General features: G+C 43.7%; 16 protein-coding genes. 7 read left to right on the top strand and 9 right to left on the bottom strand.

Annotated elements, in window-relative coordinates; all coding sequences use genetic code 11:
- From EW142_RS03915 to EW142_RS03900, 4 genes are read left to right on the top strand one after another with little or no spacing between them, the layout of a single operon-like run.
- The gene (locus tag EW142_RS03915) at positions 1-582 is read left to right on the top strand and encodes an O-methyltransferase (RefSeq protein ID WP_130609927.1); all 582 of its coding nucleotides are present in this window, start codon (positions 1-3) and stop codon (positions 580-582) included.
- A gap of 2 nt (positions 583-584) precedes the next feature.
- Positions 585-1,115 (top strand): acetolactate synthase small subunit, encoded by a 531-nt coding sequence (gene ilvN / locus EW142_RS03910; protein WP_130609924.1) that lies wholly within the window; start codon positions 585-587, stop codon positions 1,113-1,115.
- Positions 1,116-1,139: 24 nt separating this feature from the next.
- The gene (ilvC, locus tag EW142_RS03905; protein ID WP_130609921.1) at positions 1,140-2,615 is read left to right on the top strand and encodes a ketol-acid reductoisomerase; all 1,476 of its coding nucleotides are present in this window, start codon (positions 1,140-1,142) and stop codon (positions 2,613-2,615) included.
- A gap of 40 nt (positions 2,616-2,655) precedes the next feature.
- Entirely contained in the window at positions 2,656-4,230 is a 1,575-nt protein-coding gene (locus EW142_RS03900) for an NADP-dependent glyceraldehyde-3-phosphate dehydrogenase (RefSeq protein ID WP_130609918.1), read from the top strand.
- A gap of 60 nt (positions 4,231-4,290) precedes the next feature.
- Here EW142_RS03900 and EW142_RS03895 read toward each other — a convergent pair whose 3' ends face one another.
- The 5 genes from EW142_RS03895 to leuC form a co-directional block, all read right to left on the bottom strand.
- Positions 4,291-5,805 (bottom strand): putative metal-binding motif-containing protein, encoded by a 1,515-nt coding sequence (locus EW142_RS03895; protein WP_130609915.1) that lies wholly within the window; start codon positions 5,803-5,805, stop codon positions 4,291-4,293.
- Between the two features lie 223 nt (positions 5,806-6,028).
- The gene (gene leuB, locus EW142_RS03890; protein ID WP_130609912.1) at positions 6,029-7,087 is read right to left on the bottom strand and encodes a 3-isopropylmalate dehydrogenase; all 1,059 of its coding nucleotides are present in this window, start codon (positions 7,085-7,087) and stop codon (positions 6,029-6,031) included.
- A 21-nt stretch (positions 7,088-7,108) separates the two neighbouring features.
- Positions 7,109-8,626 (bottom strand): alpha-isopropylmalate synthase regulatory domain-containing protein, encoded by a 1,518-nt coding sequence (locus tag EW142_RS03885; RefSeq protein WP_130609909.1) that lies wholly within the window; start codon positions 8,624-8,626, stop codon positions 7,109-7,111.
- Positions 8,627-8,681: 55 nt separating this feature from the next.
- Complete coding sequence (leuD, locus tag EW142_RS03880; protein ID WP_130609906.1) at positions 8,682-9,278, bottom strand: 3-isopropylmalate dehydratase small subunit; 597 nt, start codon at positions 9,276-9,278, stop codon at positions 8,682-8,684.
- Positions 9,279-9,297: 19 nt separating this feature from the next.
- Positions 9,298-10,707 (bottom strand): 3-isopropylmalate dehydratase large subunit, encoded by a 1,410-nt coding sequence (leuC, locus tag EW142_RS03875; protein ID WP_130609903.1) that lies wholly within the window; start codon positions 10,705-10,707, stop codon positions 9,298-9,300.
- Positions 10,708-11,122: 415 nt separating this feature from the next.
- Between leuC and EW142_RS03870 the strand changes: the two genes are divergently transcribed.
- On the top strand, positions 11,123-12,235 hold the full coding sequence (locus tag EW142_RS03870; RefSeq protein ID WP_130609900.1) for a DUF2911 domain-containing protein: 1,113 nt from the start codon (positions 11,123-11,125) through the stop codon (positions 12,233-12,235).
- A gap of 50 nt (positions 12,236-12,285) precedes the next feature.
- On the opposite strand, the gene recG is transcribed toward EW142_RS03870, so the two are convergent.
- The gene (gene recG, locus EW142_RS03865) at positions 12,286-14,391 is read right to left on the bottom strand and encodes an ATP-dependent DNA helicase RecG (RefSeq protein WP_130609897.1); all 2,106 of its coding nucleotides are present in this window, start codon (positions 14,389-14,391) and stop codon (positions 12,286-12,288) included.
- An 18-nt stretch (positions 14,392-14,409) separates the two neighbouring features.
- On the opposite strand from recG, the gene EW142_RS03860 reads away from it, so the two are divergent.
- Together EW142_RS03860 and EW142_RS03855 are read left to right on the top strand one after the other, a co-directional pair.
- Entirely contained in the window at positions 14,410-16,521 is a 2,112-nt protein-coding gene (locus EW142_RS03860) for a M1 family metallopeptidase (protein ID WP_240740152.1), read from the top strand.
- Positions 16,518-17,432 carry a patatin-like phospholipase family protein gene (locus tag EW142_RS03855; RefSeq protein WP_130609894.1) on the top strand — a complete coding sequence of 305 codons (915 nt, stop codon included), beginning with the start codon at positions 16,518-16,520 and terminating at the stop codon, positions 17,430-17,432. Before EW142_RS03860 ends, EW142_RS03855 begins: the two co-directional genes overlap by 4 nt.
- A gap of 3 nt (positions 17,433-17,435) precedes the next feature.
- Here EW142_RS03855 and EW142_RS03850 read toward each other — a convergent pair whose 3' ends face one another.
- From EW142_RS03850 to EW142_RS03840, 3 genes are all read right to left on the bottom strand, one after another.
- Positions 17,436-17,954 carry a DUF7935 family protein gene (locus EW142_RS03850; protein WP_130609891.1) on the bottom strand — a complete coding sequence of 173 codons (519 nt, stop codon included), beginning with the start codon at positions 17,952-17,954 and terminating at the stop codon, positions 17,436-17,438.
- Positions 17,955-18,036: 82 nt separating this feature from the next.
- Positions 18,037-18,810 (bottom strand): hypothetical protein, encoded by a 774-nt coding sequence (locus EW142_RS03845; protein WP_130609888.1) that lies wholly within the window; start codon positions 18,808-18,810, stop codon positions 18,037-18,039.
- Between the two features lie 55 nt (positions 18,811-18,865).
- Positions 18,866-20,140, bottom strand: a complete 1,275-nt coding sequence (locus EW142_RS03840; protein WP_130609885.1) for an amidohydrolase — start codon at positions 20,138-20,140, stop codon at positions 18,866-18,868.
- Positions 20,141-20,143 lie beyond the last annotated feature (3 nt).

Below are 20,143 nucleotides of genomic sequence, written 5' to 3'. Positions count from 1 at the left end.
ATGGATCAATCCAACATCCAAGAAATCCCAACCCTATATCCGAAACTGCTTCAGAAAACCTCTGAAATTGGCTTCGATATGCCTTCCGATATTTATATCGGTACGTTTCTAAAAACTCTGTGCGCATCCAAACCCAAAGGCCGCTTTTTGGAAATGGGGACCGGCATGGGATTGTCACTGGCATGGATGCTCGACGGAATGGATTTGGAATCAAAGGTTGTCAGTGTTGACAACGACCCAACACTTATCGCAATCGCCAAAGAATTCTTTCCCTCAGAAAAAAGACTTGAACTTACGTGTGCGGATGGCGGGGATTGGCTTCAAGCGTATAACGGAGCGAAGTTCGACCTTATTTTCGCGGATGCCTGGCCCGGAAAGTACAGTAACCTGGATGAAACCTTGAATCTTGTCAAAACGGGAGGGTATTACGTGGTGGACGATTTAAATGTACAGCCCAATTGGCCGGAGGGTCATGAACAACATGTTCAATCTTTTTTGGATTATATGGGAAATAGAACGGATTTCACAATCACAAAAATGAACTGGTCGACAGGAATTTTGGTCGCTGTTAAAACACAATGATTATGGAAAACAAGTGGTATACCATTTCGGTTTATTCAGAAAATAACGTGGGTCTCCTGAATCGGATATCTGGGATATTTTTAAAGCGTCACATTAATATAGAAAGCTTAAATGTCTCTAAATCAGAAATTGAGAACGTTTCAAAATTCACCATTGTAGTTTTCACCACGGAAGACTGGACGCGAAAAATTGTGGCCCAGATTGAAAAGCAAATTGAGGTTATCAAAGCCTTTTACCATACCGATGAAGAAACCATTTTTCAGGAGTCGGCACTCTTCAAAATTAAGTCGGCCTTGCTTTTTGATGAACCACAAATACAAAATGCCATTAAGGAAAGCAATTCTAAAATTGTGACGGTGCACCGAGAGTTTTTTGTTCTGGCCAAAACAGGTAGACGACATGAAATTGACGAAATGCACGACCGGTTGGAACCCTTTGGCATCATGCAATTCGTTCGTTCAGGGCGAATAGCGGTCACTAAGGCGGAGATGCGCATTACCGAACTACTGGAAAATTTTCAACCAAATAATTGAATCAACACAAATACACTTTGAAAAATGACAAATTACTTCAATACACTATCCCTACGCGACCAGTTGGAACAATTGGGCAAATGTAGATTTATGGATGCCCATGAATTTGCAGATGGCGTTACTGCGCTTAAAGGAAAAAAGATAGTGATCATTGGTTGCGGGGCGCAAGGCCTGAACCAGGGCCTTAATATGCGTGATTCTGGCCTTGACATTTCTTACGCTCTACGCGAAGCGGCGATTAAAGAGCAAAGACAGTCCTTTAAAAATGCCACAGAAAATAATTTTAACGTCGGCACCTACGAAGAATTGATTCCGAAGGCCGACTTGGTTATTAACCTTACACCCGATAAACAGCATACCAATGTAGTAAGCGCGGTAATGCCCTTAATGAAGAAAGGGGCAACGCTGTCCTATTCCCATGGATTCAATATTGTGGAAGAAGGAATGCAAATACGTGAGGACTTAACGGTAATTATGGTAGCTCCCAAGAGCCCAGGCTCAGAAGTTCGTGAAGAGTACAAGCGCGGTTTTGGTGTTCCTACCTTGATTGCGGTCCATCCCGAAAATGACCCTGAAGGTAAGGGATTGGAACAGGCCAAGGCCTATGCCGCAGGAACTGGAGGCCATAAGGCTGGCGTGCTCGAGTCTTCCTTTGTGGCGGAAGTAAAATCCGATTTAATGGGGGAACAAACCATTCTTTGTGGTTTGCTACAAACAGGTTCTATTTTATCTTTTGATAAGATGGTCGAAAAAGGAATGGATGCGGGATATGCCTCCAAATTGGTCCAATATGGTTGGGAAACCATTACCGAAGGACTAAAGTATGGGGGAATCACCAATATGATGGACCGCTTGTCCAATCCAGCTAAAATCAAAGCCTTTGAATTGGCCGAAGAGTTGAAAGTGATCATGCGACCCTTGTTTCAAAAACACATGGATGACATTATGAGCGGACATTTCTCAAAAACTATGATGGAAGATTGGGCCAATGCGGATAAAAACCTATTGGATTGGCGTGCGGCCACAGGAGAAACCGCCTTTGAAAAGACTCCCGCGGGCAATGATGATATTTCTGAACAGGCATATTACGACCATGGGGTTTTGATGGTGGCCTTTGTGAAATCAGGAGTGGAATTGGCGTATGAGACCATGACAGAATCGGGAATTATCGGTGAATCGGCGTACTACGAGTCACTCCATGAAACTCCTTTGATTGCCAATACCATCGCGCGAAAGAAATTGTTCGAAATGAACCGTGTGATTTCCGATACTGCGGAATACGGATGTTACCTCTTCGATCATGCTTGCAAACCTTTGTTGACCGATTTTATGAAGACGGTCGATACCGACATTATTGGCAAGCAGTTCGGCGCCGAATCTGACAATGGTGTGGACAATGCCAAATTGATTGCTGTGAACAAGGCCATTCGTGAGCATCCTGTGGAAGTGGTAGGAGCCCGGTTACGGGAATCCATGACAGCGATGAAGCCCATCGTCTAGCGGCTATTTAAATCTGGGCGATAATTCAACCAAGAAAGTTATGATTCCTGAAAAATATCAAATCACTGAGGAAATCCACCAGAAAACCTATTTGGTCAATGGAGAACTCAAAGAATGGAACGGAAATACATCTCAGGTAGTCTCCACCATTTCATCTACCAAAGAATATGCCCCCACCGTTTTGGGCAGCATACCCGATATGGGGGAAGCCGAAGCTATGGAGGCTTTGGATTCCGCAACGGCTGCTTACAATAAGGGGCAGGGCGTTTGGCCGACCATGAAGGTGAAAGACCGTATCGAATGCATGGAGGCATTTGTTAAAAGGATGGAGGAAAAACGGGAGGAAGTGGTAAAACTTTTGATGTGGGAAATAGGCAAGAACGAAGCGGATTCCTACAAAGAGTTTGACCGTACCGTGGAGTACATCTACGATACCATTGAGGATTACAAGCAGCTGGACCGCAATTCGGCCAAGTTTCAAAAACACGATGGGGTGTACGCCCATATACGTCGTGGTCCCTTGGGGGTGGTGTTGTGTTTGGGACCTTATAACTATCCCTTAAATGAGACTTTTGCGCTGTTGATTCCCGCTATTATCATGGGGAACACTACTATCTTTAAGCCTGCTAAACATGGGGTACTGTTGATTACGCCTCTTTTGGAGGCTTTTCAGAGTAGTTTCCCAAAAGGCGTGGTAAACATTTTGTTCGGAAGAGGTAGAGCGGTGGCAGCTCCCATTATGAAAACGGGTAAGGTGGATGTTTTGGCGCTGATTGGTAACAGTAAATCGGCCAATGCTTTGCAAGAGCAGCACCCAAAAAGCAACCGTTTGCGTTTGGTTTTGGGCTTGGAAGCAAAAAACCCAGCCATTATTTTACCGGATGCTGATTTGGACTTGACAGTTAATGAGTGCATTGCCGGAACGCTTTCTTTCAATGGACAGCGTTGTACTGCACTGAAAGTAATTTATGTGCATGAAGATGTGAAAGATGAATTTCTAAAACGATTCTCAGAGAAAGTGGACGCCTTAAAATTTGGTAACCCTTGGGACGAGGGGGCAAAATTGACTCCGCTTCCCGAACCCGGAAAACCGGAATACATTCAAGAGTTATTGGATGATGCGAAGGCCAAGGGAGCCAAGATTAAAAATAAAAAAGGAGGGAAGCATAAGAACAACTATATCTGGCCGGCCGTTCTGCATCCGGTGACCAAGGATATGCGGGTTTATGAAGAAGAACAGTTTGGGCCGATTATCCCGGTTTTGTCCTTTACGGATATTGAGCAGCCTTTGGACGACATGGCCGAATCCAATTATGGGCAGCAGGTGAGTTTGTTTGGGAAGGACGTATACACCCTTTCTCCCTTGATTGACACTTTGGCCAATTTGGTGTGCCGGGTAAACTTGAACAGCTCTTGCCAACGCGGACCGGATGTTTATCCCTTTACCGGAAGAAAAGACTCCGCACAATCCACCTTAAGTGTGCATGATGCTTTGCGTTCTTTCTCCATACGAACCTTTGTGGCGTTTAAGGACAATGAGCTCAATAACGAAACCATTGAGCAATTGCTGGAGGCTAAAGTGAGCAACTTTTTGAGTACAGATTACATCTTATAAATAAAAAAGGGGGCCTTGGAATCTCCAAGGCCCTCTCAACTATAACCAAAAAACACCAAATTAGTTGTTGGGGGTGGAGCGGGTATAGGAAATGGCCCCACCTGGGTTGTCTTGTCCATTACCCCATTCGGTAAAGGTTAACGTAAGGTAGATATCTTCTTCGACCAGCCAAACTCCAAGTTTTTTGTTAACTAATTGGCTTTGAACGGTTGCATTGACAGAGACGTTGTCTGATTTAATAACAAAAAAATCGTTATTTACCCCTATAATTTGTTCATTTATATTTAGGTATCTCACAATAGTGCACAGGTTGTGAAAACTATAAAAATGCGTAGGATCACCTAAGGTGCCATATAAGGAGAATTGGTCCCAAGCATCACCGGGATTGTCGGCCCCTGTGTCATCCAATAAGGCCCAACGCACCCCTTTGGTGCCTCCTGAAGGGTTGATTTCATTGAAATCTTTTATTGCGTTATCTGCGTTCCAAAAGTCAGCAAATAAATCTGACTCCGTTTTGCTATTATGTATTGCATCACCATCAAAATTGTCCTGCCACCATTGGTAATTGTACATCGGACCTGCATTTTGCCGTGTAAAGACCACCCTGTCGGTCAGCCGGTCTTGGTTTTCGGGTTGGGTCCAATCGGCCCCACCCTCTTTGTCGAACGTTTCATTTGGACCAGCCCATAAGGTTCCAGGGATACCATCACAGTTGGTATCGACACCGTCCAAGGAGCTATCTTGTGCCCCCGGGTTTTTACTGGCATCAGCATCATCGCAATCTGTATTGTCCAAAACAAATCCCTGCGGGATAGGGCAGCCCGTTGCTATTTTAGAAATCTGTGGGTTCCCAAAGCCGTCTCCGTCGGCATCTTCGTAATAGGTGACGACAACATCTGGGTTGATCTCGGCATCGGTATCATCACAATCTGTATTTTCAAGGGGGACATAGCCAGCTGGGGCATCGGCACAGACAGATACTTCTTGCGAAACCCCAGGATTTCCAAAACCATCGCCATCGGCATCTTCGTAATAGGTGACCACAACATCGGGGTTGAGCTCAGCATTTGTGTCATCACAGTCGGTATTGTCCACAACGAAACCTTCGGGGGTATCTTCTCCAGAGCATAAGTTTTGGGAGACATCTGGGTTTCCGAAACCGTCACCATCAGTGTCCTCATATACTGTCACTTGCTCACAGTCGGGAAAAATGGCGGCATTGGTATCGTCGGGGTCAGTTTTGTCGGCCACATAGCCCGATGGGGTGTCCTCACCCTCACAGACGGTTTCAGAAATGCTTGGGTTTCCAAAGCCATCACCATCACTATCTTTATAATAGGTTACTTGTGTACAGCCAGGAAAGACATTGGCATTGGTGTCGTCGGTGTCGGTATTGTCCGCAACATAGCCTTTAGGTGCTGTGCATGCGGTCTGGGATTTGGCTGCGTCTCCGTAGCCATCGCCATCGGCATCTTGGTAAAAGGTCTCTTGGGCGCAGTCATCATTACTGCAGGATGTAAAAAAACAAAATGTGCTCAATGCACCATAAAGAAAAATACGATTCAGGATTTTCATAACTCTAATACGTTTGGAAAATTTAAAGGAGAAAGGCCCCGAAAACGGGGCCAAGCCCTAAAAAGTTGGTTATTTGGACTTAAAAGTAAAAGAGGTCTTGAGAGTTAAGGAGATGCAATTGACCAATCTGGCTTATGGATTGATGAATGCGATAATTGAAGGGAATAAAAAAAAGCCACTATCAAAGTCGCTTTCCAGATTCGTATGTTTTAGAGGTGCTCAGCTACAAATGTTCGGCCAACCAATCGCCAACTTGACTGGTCTTGTGCGCTTTTCCACCTTCGGCCAAATCTTCGGTGACTACACCTTCTGCCAAGGATTTATTGACCACGGTTCTAATTGCATCTGCCTCAGCCTGGAGCCCAAAGGCGGTTTCGAACATCATTGCAGCAGAAAGTACAGTGGCCAAAGGGTTGGCAATGTCTTTTCCAGCAGCTTGGGGGTACGACCCATGAATGGGTTCGAACAAAGAGGTCTTTTCACCCAAGGAAGCGGATGGCATCAATCCCATGGAGCCTGAAATCACCGAAGCTTCGTCCGTTAAGACGTCTCCAAAAAGGTTTTCCGTAATCAGAACATCATAGGCATTGGGCCATTGAATCAAACGCATGGCAACCGCATCCACAAATTCATAGGATACTTCAACATCAGGATAGTCTTTTTCCAAGTTTTGTACGGTTTCCCTCCATAGGCGTGAGGTTTCCAAAACATTGGCTTTGTCCACACAGCACAATTTTTTAGAACGCTGGCGGGCCATCTCGAAGCCTTTTCGGGCCAAACGCTCTACTTCTGCCCGAGTATAGGTGCAAGTGTCGAAGGCAGTGTTCCCATCGTCTTCGCGTCCGCGCTTTCCAAAGTAAATCCCACCAGTGAGTTCTCTTAAAAACACGAGGTCGGTACCTTCAATGCGCTCTCGCTTCAAAGGGGATTTGTCAATCAGCGATGGAAATGTAAAAGTGGGCCGCACATTGGCAAACAAACCTAATTTTTGGCGCATTTTTAGCAGCCCTTGTTCCGGACGAACCTTTGCTGAAGGATCATTGTCGAATCGCGGGTGCCCAATAGCTCCAAAAAGAACGGCATCTGCGTTCAGGCAAACCTCGTGGGTTTCGTCGGGGTAGGGTTCACCTACGGCATCGATGGCTGCGGCTCCCGTTAAGGCCGACTCCCAGTTAATTTCATGATTGAATTTTTCAGCTACAGCATTGGATACTTTTACGGCCTGATCAATAACTTCTGGGCCAATTCCATCTCCGGCCAATAGGGCTATTTTGAGTTTCATAGAGTGTGTTTCGTTAGGTTGCTATACAAGGTTCAGCATTTTTTCTGTGGCCTTGATGGCCGATACGGTCTGGTCCGAGTCCAGTCCACGGGTGGTAAAATCCTTTTCTTTGGTCTGCCAAGTGATAATCGTTTCACACAGGGCGTCCGAAGTACTCCCCGGAGGGATACGAACGGCGTAGTCCACCAATTTTGGCAATTCAAGACCTTCTTTTTTATAGACTTTCTTTAGCGCATTGATAAAAGCATCGAATTGACCGTCGCCCTGGGCATTCTCCTCATAGGCTTTGCCATCAATTTCGATGGAAAGGGTGGTGGAAGGTTTTAAACCTTTGGAGTGTGTCAAAACGTATGATTTCACAAGTACGCGTTGTTGGTATTGGTCACTATCCAAAACATCGGAAATGATATAGGGTAGATCGTCCTTGGTGACTCGCTCCTTCTTATCACCAAGTTCGATAATGCGTTGGGTTACCTTTTTTAACTCGTCATCATTAAGGGTAAGCCCCAACTCTTGAAGGTTCTTTTGAATGTTGGCTTTGCCTGAGGTTTTTCCTAGGGCATATTTGCGCTTTCTGCCAAAACGTTCGGGAAGTAAATCATTGAAGTAAAGATTCTTTTTATTATCTCCATCTGCATGTATACCAGCAGTTTGTGTAAAAACATTATCACCAACGATGGGTTTGTTGTCTGGAATTCCAAAACCGGTAAAGGCAGAGACCAATTTGCTCACTTTATAAAGTGAGGATTCTTTTACTCCTATGGAAATTTCAGGGAGGAAATCGTTCACCACGGCAACAACACTCGCCAAAGGTGCATTACCAGCACGTTCGCCCATGCCATTTACGGTCAAGTGCAGGCCATGGCAGCCGGCTTTTAAGGCTTCCATTACATTGGCAACGCTGAGGTCATAATCGTTATGCCCATGAAAGTCAAAGTGGGTCTCCGGATAACGTTTGATAATTTGTTCAATAAAAGATTTCGCCTCAAAATGGGTCAAAATGCCCAAAGTATCAGGTAGCAATACTCGCTTAATGGGAAGGGAGGTTAAAAAATCAAGAAATTGGAAGACGTATTCCTGCGAATTTCGCATTCCGTTGCTCCAGTCTTCCAAATATACATTGGTTTCAATGCCTAAATCTCTGGCCTTGTGGACTACCTCGTGGATATCACTAAAATGTTCTTCTGGTGTTTTTTTAAGTTGATGGGTCAAATGGTTCATGGAACCTTTGGTCAACAAATTTTGGACCTTGGCACCCGCTCTTACCATCCACTCCAAAGAGACACCACCGTCTACAAAGGTGAGGACCTCTACCTTGCGCAGCATACCTTCAGAGGCTGCCCAATCCGTAATGCTTTTCACCGCATTGAATTCACCCTCCGATACACGGGCGGATGCCACTTCTATTCGGTCCACTTTCAGTTCTTCCAATAAAAGCTTGGCCAAGGTGAGCTTCTCTGACGAAGAGAACGAAACCCCAGAAGTTTGCTCCCCATCCCTAAGGGTGGTATCCATGATTTCTACTTTCCTAGTCTTCATATACTACGATTGACCTACTAGTTAGACACTAATTTCACGAATTGAAGCGAAGATTCTATAATGGGGTGTTCTCCGCAAATTTTTCGATGTTGCTCTTGATGTTCAACAAATAGTCGATATCGTCGAAACCGTTGAGCATATTTTCTTTTTTATAATCGTTGATCGCGAAGTTTTCCTGTTCCCCGGTTTCTAGAATCGTGATGGTCTGTTCTGGAAGATTTACTTCAATTTCTGTTTTAGGATTGGCCTCGATGGCCTTAAAGATCTTATCCAAAAATTCTGCGCTGACCTGAACCGGAAGAACACCGATGTTTAGGCAATTATTTCTGAATATATCCGCAAAAAAACTAGATACAACACAGCGAAAACCGTAGTCGTAAACCGACCAAGCTGCATGCTCCCTGGAGGAACCCGAGCCAAAATTCTTGCCCCCGACCAAAATTTTTCCACTATAAATGGGATTGTTAAGCACAAAATGCTCTTTTGGAGTATTGTCGGGATGATACCGCCAATCGCGAAAAAGATTATCGCCAAAACCTTTTCGTTCGGTCGCCTTTAAAAAGCGGGCTGGAATTATTTGGTCCGTGTCCACATTTTCTATGGGTAGTGGAACTGCGGTGGTGGTCAGTATGTTGAATTTATCGTATGCCATTTGAGTAAAAAATAATTAATTAAGCTTCTTGAAGCTCCAATAGTTCACGTGGGTCAGTAACTTTTCCGGTTACCGCTGCCGCTGCCGCCACAAGCGGACTTGCCAAAAGGGTTCTTGCTCCGGGACCCTGTCTTCCTTCAAAGTTTCGGTTGGAGGTACTTACGGCATATTTTCCGGCAGGAATCTTGTCATCATTCATGGCCAAACAAGCCGAGCATCCGGGTTCTCGAAGCTCAAATCCCGCTTCCTGCAAAACATCCAAAATGCCCTCGGCCTTTATGGCTTCCTCAACTTTGTGTGAGCCAGGTACCAACCAGGCGGTCACGTTGTCCGCTTTTTTCCTTCCCTTAATGATAGAAGCAAAGGCTCTGAAGTCTTCAATTCTCCCATTGGTACAACTTCCTAGAAAAACAAAATCGATGGGTTTACCAATCATGGCTTCCCCCTCATTGAAGTCCATATAAGCCAAAGATTTTTTGTAGGTGGCAGCTCCAGCTTCTACTGCTTCTGCCGTGGGAATACCTTTTTGGATGCCAATTCCCATCCCAGGATTGGTGCCGTAGGTGATCATGGGTTCAATATCAGAAGCCTCAAAGATTATTTCTTTGTCAAAAACTGCGTCTTCTGCCGAGTGAAGAGTACTCCAATATTCCATGGCCTTATCCCATTCAGCACCTTTTGGAGTATATTCCCGTCCTTTTATGTAATCAAAAGTGGTTTCGTCAGGGGCAATCATACCGCCACGGGCACCCATTTCAATACTTAGGTTGCAAACCGTCATTCGGCCTTCCATGCTCATATTCCTAAATACATCCCCAGCATATTCCACAAAATAGCCGGTAGCACCGGAGGTGGATATTTTAGATATAATATAAAGCGCAACATCTTTTGGGGTAACCGCTCGATTTAATTCACCATTGATATTGATACGCATGCTTTTCGGTTTGGGCTGCATGATGCACTGTGTGGAGAGTACCATTTCCACTTCGCTGGTTCCAATTCCAAATGCAATGGCCCCAAAGGCACCATGGGTTGATGTATGGGAATCGCCACATACAATAGTGGCTCCAGGCACGGTGATCCCGTTCTCCGGACCTATGACGTGAACAATGCCATTTTTTTCATGCCCAAGCCCCCAATAGGGAATGTTATGTGCTTTGGAATTTTCTTCCAAGGCTTTCAATTGGTTTGCAGATAGCTTATCCTTTACCGGTAAATGCTGATTGCGAGTCGGCGTATTGTGGTCCGCGGTTGCAAAAGTGCGTTCAGGATAAAGCACCTTGATTCCTCGGTTTTTCAAGCCTAAAAATGCAACGGGGCTCGTTACTTCATGCACCAAATGCCTATCAATAAAAAGAACGTCCGGTCCATTTTCAATGTGTTGCACCACATGTGAATCCCAAACCTTATCAAATAGTGTCTTGCTCATTATACAAATACATCAATTATAAGCTGTTAAAAATAGGAGTAAGGTTAAAATTCTTCAAAAAAGAAGTAGTGAAAATTACGATGTTCAACATGTCCACAATCAAAATTTAAGGGCTTCCAAAAATGTTGGACCATTCCTTTTCCAAGGTTAAAAAACTCATCCAATAATTTACCTCGGCAGATTTTTTTGTTGCTGCTTAGGAGCACAAAACGTAAGTCCCGATATAGGTTTACCTAGGCTAATGTTAATAAAATTAACAAGAAAGCAATAGAAGCTACTGAAAACATAGTAATTCGTTGAAATTTAACACCTTGATTTGCTTTTTAACAAAGCTGTAACTCCAAGAAAAAGGTCTCCTATCTACTTTAGAGGCACAACCTTTAGTTTATTCATTAACAAAATCAAAAACGAACAAATGAAAAAATGCTACTCGGCCCTTTCGGCCACAATGCTCATTGCAGTTTTCTTTATTTCTTACTCTTCAGTTGCCCAATTGAACTTTTTGCCCCGAGGCAGTCAAACGGCGAAAGTGATGCAACGTGTTGGAAATACTGATGTTTATGTTGTTTATTCCCGCCCCAGTGTCAACGACCGTGAGATTTGGGGTGCTTTGGTCCCCTATGGAATGAACAATTTAGGTTTTGGTACGGCCACTGAATCTCCATGGAGGGCCGGAGCCAATGAGAACACTATTTTTAAAACCACTCACGATCTTACCATTGGAGGAAAAAGCCTTCCTGCTGGCAAATATGGATTGCACATGATTGTCAATGAAGGTAATACTGCGACCGTTATTTTTTCCAAAAACCACGATGCTTGGGGAAGTTATTTCTACGACCCCGCTGAGGATGTCCTTCGTGTAGATGTTGAGACGAAGGAGATTGCCCACGTAGAGCAACTTACCTATTCTTTTGAAGAGGTAGATGCTACTTCCGCCGTGGTTGCCTTAAGCTGGGAGAAAAAACAAATTCCTTTCAAAGTTGAAACCAATGTTACGGACAATGTATTGACAGAGGTCCGTCAGAAACTCCAAACTACCCCTGGCTTCGCCCGTCAAAGCTGGGAGCAGGCTGCCAATTTTGCTTTGAACAATGATGGAGATCTGGATGAAGCCTTGACATGGGTCGATGCAGCGATAGCAGGGCAGTTCTTTAGTCAAAAGACGTTCAATAACCTTAGTATCAAATCACAGATTTTGGCAAAGCAAGGAAAAACTGCTGAGGCTGATGCCCTAATGAAGGAAGCATTACCCTTGGGAACCGTGTTTCAGGTACATGGGTATGGAAGACAATTGATTGGACAAGGAAAAACGGATGAAGCCCTTGAAATTTTCAAGTGGAATGCAAAAACCCACAAGGACACTTGGCCTGTGCATTACGGACTTGCACGCGGCTATTCTGCTTTGGGTGACAACAAATCCACTGTAAAACATTTAAAAATTGCTTTGGAGAATGCTCCGGCCCAAGCCAACAAGGATAGGGTAGCGGCCAATATTGCCAAAGCAGAAAAAGGCGAAGGAATTAACTAAGTCAATTTTCATAGCGTTTTGAGTGAGGTGCCCGGCGAAAGTCGGGCATTTTAGCTTATATAATTCCAAAGGGTCCTATCTTTCATAATTCTTGAATAGGATTGATGTATGGGTTGGTTTTTATCCGTTTGCAGTGCGGGATCTTCTTTGAGCACCTTGATGGCGTAGTATCTAGCGGTTTTTAAGATTTGATTGTCCTTAACGATATCGGCAATACGTAAATTCAACATCCCACTTTGTTGGGTGCCCATCAAATCCCCAGGTCCACGCAATTTTAAATCGACTTCCGCAATCTCGAAACCATCATGGGTTCGGACCATGGTCTCCAACCGGGTTTTGGCATCTTCTGAGAGTTTGTGACTGGTCATCAAAACACAATAACTCTGTTCGGCCCCGCGGCCCACACGGCCACGCAACTGATGCAATTGAGAAAGTCCGAAACGCTCGGCACTTTCAATAATCATTACCGAGGCGTTTGGCACATTAACTCCAACTTCAATAACCGTGGTGGCGACCATAATTTGGGTTTCTCCCTCTACAAACCGTTTCATTTCGTAGTCCTTGTCGGCCGGTTTCATTTTGCCATGCACTATGGAGATTTGATAATCGGGCAAAGGGAAATCCCGGGCAATACTTTCATAGCCATCCATCAGATCTTTGTAATCCAGTGCTTCAGATTCCTGAATCAAAGGGTAAACGATATACACCTGCCGCCCTTTTTTGATTTCATCTTTGATGAATCCGAAAACCTTGAGCCGGTTAGAATCATACCTATGAAGGGTTCTCACAGGCTTTCGGCCCGGTGGTAATTCTTCAATTACTGAAATATCCAAGTCCCCATATAAGCTCATCGCCAAGGTTCTTGGGATGGGGGTTGCCGTCATAACCAAAATATGGGGTGGAATCTCATTTTTATGCCATAGTTTAGACCGTTGGGCCACTCCAAACCGATGTTGCTCATCAATTATGGCCAATCCCAAATTTTGAAATTGAACCACATCTTCCAATATTGCATGGGTACCTACCAGAATTTTTAACTGACCGTTTTGTAGATTTTCATGGATTTCTTTCCGAACTGATTTCTTGGTTGAACCTGTAAGCAATGCAATGTCCACTTCCATGGCTCCCAGTAGTTCTTTTAACCCGTTAAAATGCTGGATGGCCAAAATTTCAGTAGGGGCCATCATACACGCCTGAAACCCATTGTCCAAGGCCAGAAGCATGCACAAGAGGGCCACGATAGTTTTTCCTGAGCCTACATCGCCTTGTAATAATCGATTCATCTGGGCATTGCTGCCCAAATCCTTCCGGATTTCTTTAATGACTTTCTTTTGTGCATTGGTGAGTTCAAAAGGAAGATGTTCTTGGAAGAAGGCATTGAAATTCTGGCCCACTTCCGAAAAGGGCATTCCCTTGATTTTTTGTTTTCGAATGAGTTTTTTGGAGATAAGTTGAAGTTGGACAAAGAAAAGCTCTTCAAACTTTAATCGGAATTGGGCTTTTGTCAACAGGTCTTGACTTTTTGGAAAATGTATGTTCAAGAGCGCCTCACTTTTTGATATCAATTTTAATTCATGAAGTATTTCTGCGGAAAGCGACTCTGAAAATTGTCCCTTGCTCTCCAAAAACAGCTGTTGCACCAGCTGGCTAAGCACCCGATTGGTAATTCCTTTGGCGCTCAGTTTTTCCGTGGAGGGATAAATGGGCTGCATGCTAATTTTAAGTCCTTTTTGGTGGACACTAAGCAGCTCCATCTCTGGATGGGCCATGGAGAATGTACTGCCATAGCGCGCAATTCTCCCAAAAATGACATAGGGTTCGTTCAATTTGAGATTCTCCCTAATCCACTTATGTCCACGAAACCATACCAGTTCCATTTGTCCTGTTTCATCCATAAAAGTTGCTACCAAGCGCTTTCCCCGTTTCTGCTCGACGGTCTTTATATGAATGATTTTTCCAACTACTTGAACATCGGCACCGCTGGGTTGTAGTTGGTTTATTTTATAGTAATGGGTTTTGTCAAGATACCGATTTGGGAATAGCTGCAACAAGTCGTAGTAGGTCGTAATACCCAATTCTGACCGCAGAATTTCGGCTCTATTGGGACCTACATTTTTGAGATAGGTGATAGGGGTTTGCAGAAAATTGGCATTCATCGAACTAAAATATGTATTTTGGATAGACTTTTGCAGAACCCGATGATGAGGCTATCCCCAATCTTCTTAGTTTTTCTTACTAGCCACTTGGTGTTTTCCCAGATTCAAGATAATGTGGACTTCATCCATGGCGACATCTCGATTTTTGTGGACGCCGAATCCAAAAAAATTGTCGGCACCGTGGAGTATCACTTTCAAGTACTCAAGGATGTGGACTCTATTTTTTTGGATGCCAAGAATATGAATTTCAACAAAGTATTGTTGGATGGGGAACCTTTGCAAATTGGGAAAACCCCCAAATACCTAATCCTCGATAAGAAATTTCGAAAAGCCAAGGAACACCGTCTTACGCTTTCTTACAACTGCACACCCAAACAAACAGTTTATTTTCTGGGATGGGATGCCACCCATACGGCCTCCAAACAAATATGGACGCAAGGACAGGGGAAATACACGAGTCACTGGCTTCCCAGTTTTGATGATATGAACGAAAAGATTGAGTTTGATTTAAAGATTACCTTCAACCAAGACTATCAAGTATTGGCCAATGGTAAATTGAATCAGGTACTCGAGAAAGACGGGTTAAAAACTTGGCATTTTGATATGCAAAGTCCAATGAGCAGCTATCTTTTGGCTTTTGCCATTGGAAGTTTTGATAAGAAGGAGTTAAGTTCTACCTCTGGAGTACCGATTGAATTGTATTATGAGCCCAAAGACAGTCTTAAGGTAGAGCCTACTTATCGTTATACACGGGAAATCTTTGACTATCTGGAAAAGGAGATTGGTATTCCCTATCCCTGGCAGAACTATAAACAGGTTCCGGTACAGGATTTTCTTTATGCTGGAATGGAAAATACGGGAGCAACCATTTTCTCGAACACCTTTGTTATTGATTCCATTGCATTTAAAGACAAAAACTATGTAAATGTCAATGCCCACGAAATGGCGCACCAGTGGTTTGGCAATTTGGTTACGGAACAAAGTGGAAACCACCATTGGTTGCATGAGGGTTTTGCTACGTTTTATGCCTACTTGGCGGAAAAACAATTATTTGGTGATGACTATTTCTACTGGAGGTTATGGGAGACGGCTACCTCGCTATCGAATCTTTCTGGGGATGGAAATGGAGAAGCGCTTACCGATCCAGGTGCGGGTAGTTTGACTTTTTATGAAAAAGGAGCCTGGGCACTTGTCATATTGCGAGACAAAGTTGGGCACGAAAACTTCAAACAGGCCATTGAGAATTACTTAAATAAATTTGCCTATCAAAATGTTACCATTTCCGACTTTATGTGGGAAGTCCGGAAAGCTTCGGGAATGAAATTATTGGATTTTGAAAACAGTTGGCTTCAAGAATCGGCATTCCCATTGGAAACGGCGAAGGATTTTTTGAGGACCAAAAACAGCTCCCTAAAAACCTATTTTGAAATCCAAGCGAAAGCTGAGGAAGATGAAATCTCGACTCTCGAATGGCTGACTGCCCAATGGAAGGATTGGGATTCGGATTTCCTTAAATCAAGCTTGTTGTATGATTTTGGCAATCAATTGCCTGTTGATTTGTTAGACTCAATACTTCAAACAGAGGGCATAAAAGTGCGTCAAGCCTTGGCCATGAATGTTGAAAGGGTTTCTCCAGAACTAAAAGAAAGCTTTGAGATCCTTCTGGCAGATGAGAGCTACCTCACCCAGGAAGCAGCCTTATTTCGTCTTTGGACGGACTTCCCAAAGAATCAAGTTGAGTATTTGGACCAAACCAAGGATATTGAAGGGATGCCCAATAAAAATGTTCGTTTACTTTGGCTCACTTTGGCACTGGTGACCCCCGGCTATGCCGATGCCTTAAAACCAGAATTTTTTCAGGAATTGAGCAATTATACCCATCCAAAGTATCACTTTGAAACCCGATTGTTGGCCTTCCAGTACCTTAAAAATTTAAATGCCTTTTCTGATAATACCCTAAAGAATTTAATCAATGCTTGCAATCACCATGTTTGGTATTTTAAAAAGTCCTCTAGAAAATTACTTAAGGAATTTTTGAAAGGGGAGGAGAGCGATGCGCGACTTAAAGGAATATATCAGTCATTGAATCCTGAAGAAAAATCATACTTGGACAAAACCTTGGGGAAATGAGAGCTTTGGTAATTTCTGGAGGAGGGAGCAAAGGAGCCTTCGCTGGAGGTGTTGCACAATTTTTGATTCAAGAGGCAAAGCACAACTACGACCTCTTTGTGGGAACGTCCACAGGCAGCTTGTTGATTTCCCACTTGGCTTTAAATAAGCTGGATAAGATCAAGGAAATCTATTCCTCGGTCAATCAAGATAGCATCTTTAGTAATTGCCCCTTCGTGATTCGGAAGAAGCATGGAGTCGATGTAATTGCCATCAACCATTGGAATGTTTTGAAAAACTTTGCCAAGGGTCGCAAGACCTTTGGGGAAAGTGAAAACCTGAGGTATTTGATACGCGAATCCATCACCGTTGAAGAATTCCAAAGTCTGAAGCAGAGCTCTATGGATGTTGTGGTCACGGTCTCCAATTTATCCTTGAATCAGGTGGAATATAAATCCATCAATGATTGCACTTATGAGGAGTTTTGCGATTGGATTTGGATTTCTTCCAATTATACTCCTTTTATGAGTTTGGTAAGACGCAATGGTTGCGAATATGCTGACGGGGGCCTTGGCAGCTTGGTACCCATCGAGGAGGCCCTGCGAAGAGGCGCCACGGAAGTTGATGTCGTAGTCTTACATACGGAGGTAAATTACTTGAACCGAATGCCCGTACGTAATCCTTTTGAGTTGATCACCACCATTTTCGGTTTCATGTTGGATCGTATTGAAAACCAAAATATCAGAATTGGTAAATTGGTGGCCAATCAGAAAGATGCGATTATCAACTTTTATTACACTCCTACAGTTCTAACAACCAATTCCTTGATTTTCAACAAAGAACGAATGACCTTATGGTGGAAAAGGGGATACCTGTATGCTAAAAACAAAAATGAAGAGACCAGTCCCATTGATCCCGAGCATCAAGAGTAGTTGTTACCAAAGCTCTCCCACTTCTTTTTTGACGTAAGAAAGTGCAGTTGCCGATGGGGATTGTTTTTCCATGGTTTGGTTCAAAATATCCTCACGTAACTTATCGGGAGAGTCGGTTTCACTCATGCCGGCGGAACGTATGATTTGAATGGTTGCATTCTTTGCAGCCTTGATAATGTTCCAACACTCGTCGGACATGTAGATTTGTTGGGAAAGATTGTGTTCAAACTCCGTTTCAATCTGCCTAATGAGGAGATTTTCATAATCGTTTTTATCCTTGCCTTTTGGAGCGACCCGAACTACCAAGCTATTGATGGAAATTCTTTCTAAAAAAAGTACCATCCGCTCATAGGCCTGTAGACGAATGGGGAGTGTATCTTTCTGGGAGTCCTTATGCAAAAGAAAACGTCTTCTACCTTCTTCATTTCGAGTATGAAGTCTGAAAAAGTAAAAGGCCACAGCTCCGGTTACAACTGCTGGTAAAAGGTAAGCGAATAATCGAAAGATGTCATCTCCACTCATGGATAGTTGGTTTTTTTTGATTTTATAGATGTACAACGCACCAAGTGTTCAAAAAGTATAAATGGAGTTTGCACCTATGGAATTATTGGCTGGTTTTCACACTCTCCTTTACCGTACCGTAGAAAGCTTCATAATCCGGTCTGAGTTTTATGCTTATGCCCTCCTTGAAATTTCCATCCTGTACCGAAACGCTCAATTTTTCTGCGGGAACTTGATGGGTGTCGGTCAAGGTCTTGGCCACAACATTGGCCTGGTCGTAGGTAAGTCCGAATTCTCCCGTGATATTTAGGCCAACAACTTCAGGTTTTCGTTCGGGATTTGCTTTTAGGACCTCAGCGATTTTTGATACCCAGGCCAAACCGGCTTCGCTTAGTTCCACCGAAGTGTCAGAACCAAACAAGGTGTTCAAACTCCCTGAAATAATGACATCTCCTTCGGAAAAATCTGCATTTGCACCATCTCCCAAAATCTGTTTCACCTTGGTTAAAAGCACTATGGCCGTTGAGTCGTTGGCGGCTATCATTTCATTGATTCCACTGAGTTGCCTCTCCTTTTGCTGAAGCGCCTGCAAAGTTTTGTTTACGTTTTCCGAATTCTTTCTCGAAAGCTCTGAAAAACTTGTCAAGTTCGTTAAGAGGGTTGCATTGGCATCACGCAAGCTTATATTTTCGGCTTCCAAGGCGTCAGCTTTGGCTTTGCTTGATGAAATCTCTCGTTTGGCTTCGGCAAGCTCTTGCCCCAAACCTTGTTTTTCTGACTTCAATTGTTCTATTTCAGCAAACAATTCGCTCTTTTTTTGAGCATGGGCTGTCAACGATATCAAAAGAATTATTAAGAAAGGTAGTTGTTTTCTCATTCTGCAAAGATTAGGGTTTTTCAAATAATATAGCGTGTTAATTCACCTCAAAACCTTACATGTTCAAATAGTCCAGAGCCAATTGTGTCATGGCCTTTACACCGAGTTGCAGTCCACTGTCATCAATTTTAAAATCTGGCGTGTGATGTGGGTAAGCTTCAGTAGTTCCTGGGGTCATGCCTCCCAAAAAGAAGTATAGCCCCGGTACTTTTTCCTGAAAATAACTGAAATCCTCAGCACCTGTAATTGCCTTATGTATCACTACATTTTCTTGCCCCGCTACGCTTTCCAAAGTAGGAACCATTTGTGCGGTTAGGTCTGGGTCGTTAAAGGTTATGGATGTCGTGGTTTGTATGTCAATGGTGGCATCACCGCCATATGCTTTCGCAATGGCAGGGACCATTTCTTCCATTCTGCGGTTGATCAATTTCTGCATATCGTAGTCCAAAGTGCGAATGGTGCCAATCATTTCAGCACTCTCCGGAATAATATTGAAACGCACTCCGCTGGTAATCTTTCCGACGGAAATCACTGCGGCTTCGTTGGTCAATTCAGCCTCACGGCTTATTATAGTCTGCAAACCATCAATAATCTTCGCACTGATTAATATGGGGTCGACTCCACCCCAAGGTTGCGACCCATGGGTTTGTTTACCTTTCACATTGATGACAAATCGCTGAGCCGCTGCCATACTGCCCCCAGGTTTGTATTTTATGATACCCACGGGAGTTTGGGAATTAATGTGCAGTCCGAAAATGGCATCGACATCCGGATTGCTGAGAACTCCTTCTTTCACCATCAAGAGAGCTCCGCCTTCTTCCCCTGGGGGTGGACCTTCCTCTGCAGGTTGAAATATAAATTTAACGGTGCCTTTGATTTTATCCTTGTTTTTGGAAAGCACCTCAGCCACGCCCATTAAAATTGCAGTATGGGTATCGTGTCCACACGCATGCATAACCCCAGTTGTCTTTCCCAGGAATTCTGAAGTGACGGTCGACTTGTAGGGTAGATCATTTCGTTCGGTCACCGGAAGGGCATCAATATCTGCCCTTAGGGCAACAACCTTCCCCTCTTTATTTCCCTTAAGCAGCCCAACAACACCGGTTTTGGCCACATTGGTTTGAACTTCAATGCCTAAAGAGTTTAAATGCTTGGCTATCTTTTCGGCAGTCTTGAATTCTCGATTGCTCAATTCTGGATTTTGGTGAATATCCCTTCGCCATTCGATTACTTTGCTTTCCACAGCAGCAAAATCTTTTTCAAGGCTGGTGCCTTGTGCGATGGCAAAAACTCCAGTGCATAAACATATAATTAAAACAATTCCTTTCATATC

Source organism: Flagellimonas allohymeniacidonis (assembly GCF_004296335.1).
GTDB classification, from domain to species: Bacteria; Bacteroidota; Bacteroidia; order Flavobacteriales; family Flavobacteriaceae; genus Flagellimonas; species Flagellimonas allohymeniacidonis.
This window is presented reverse-complemented; position numbering and strand designations above follow the sequence as displayed.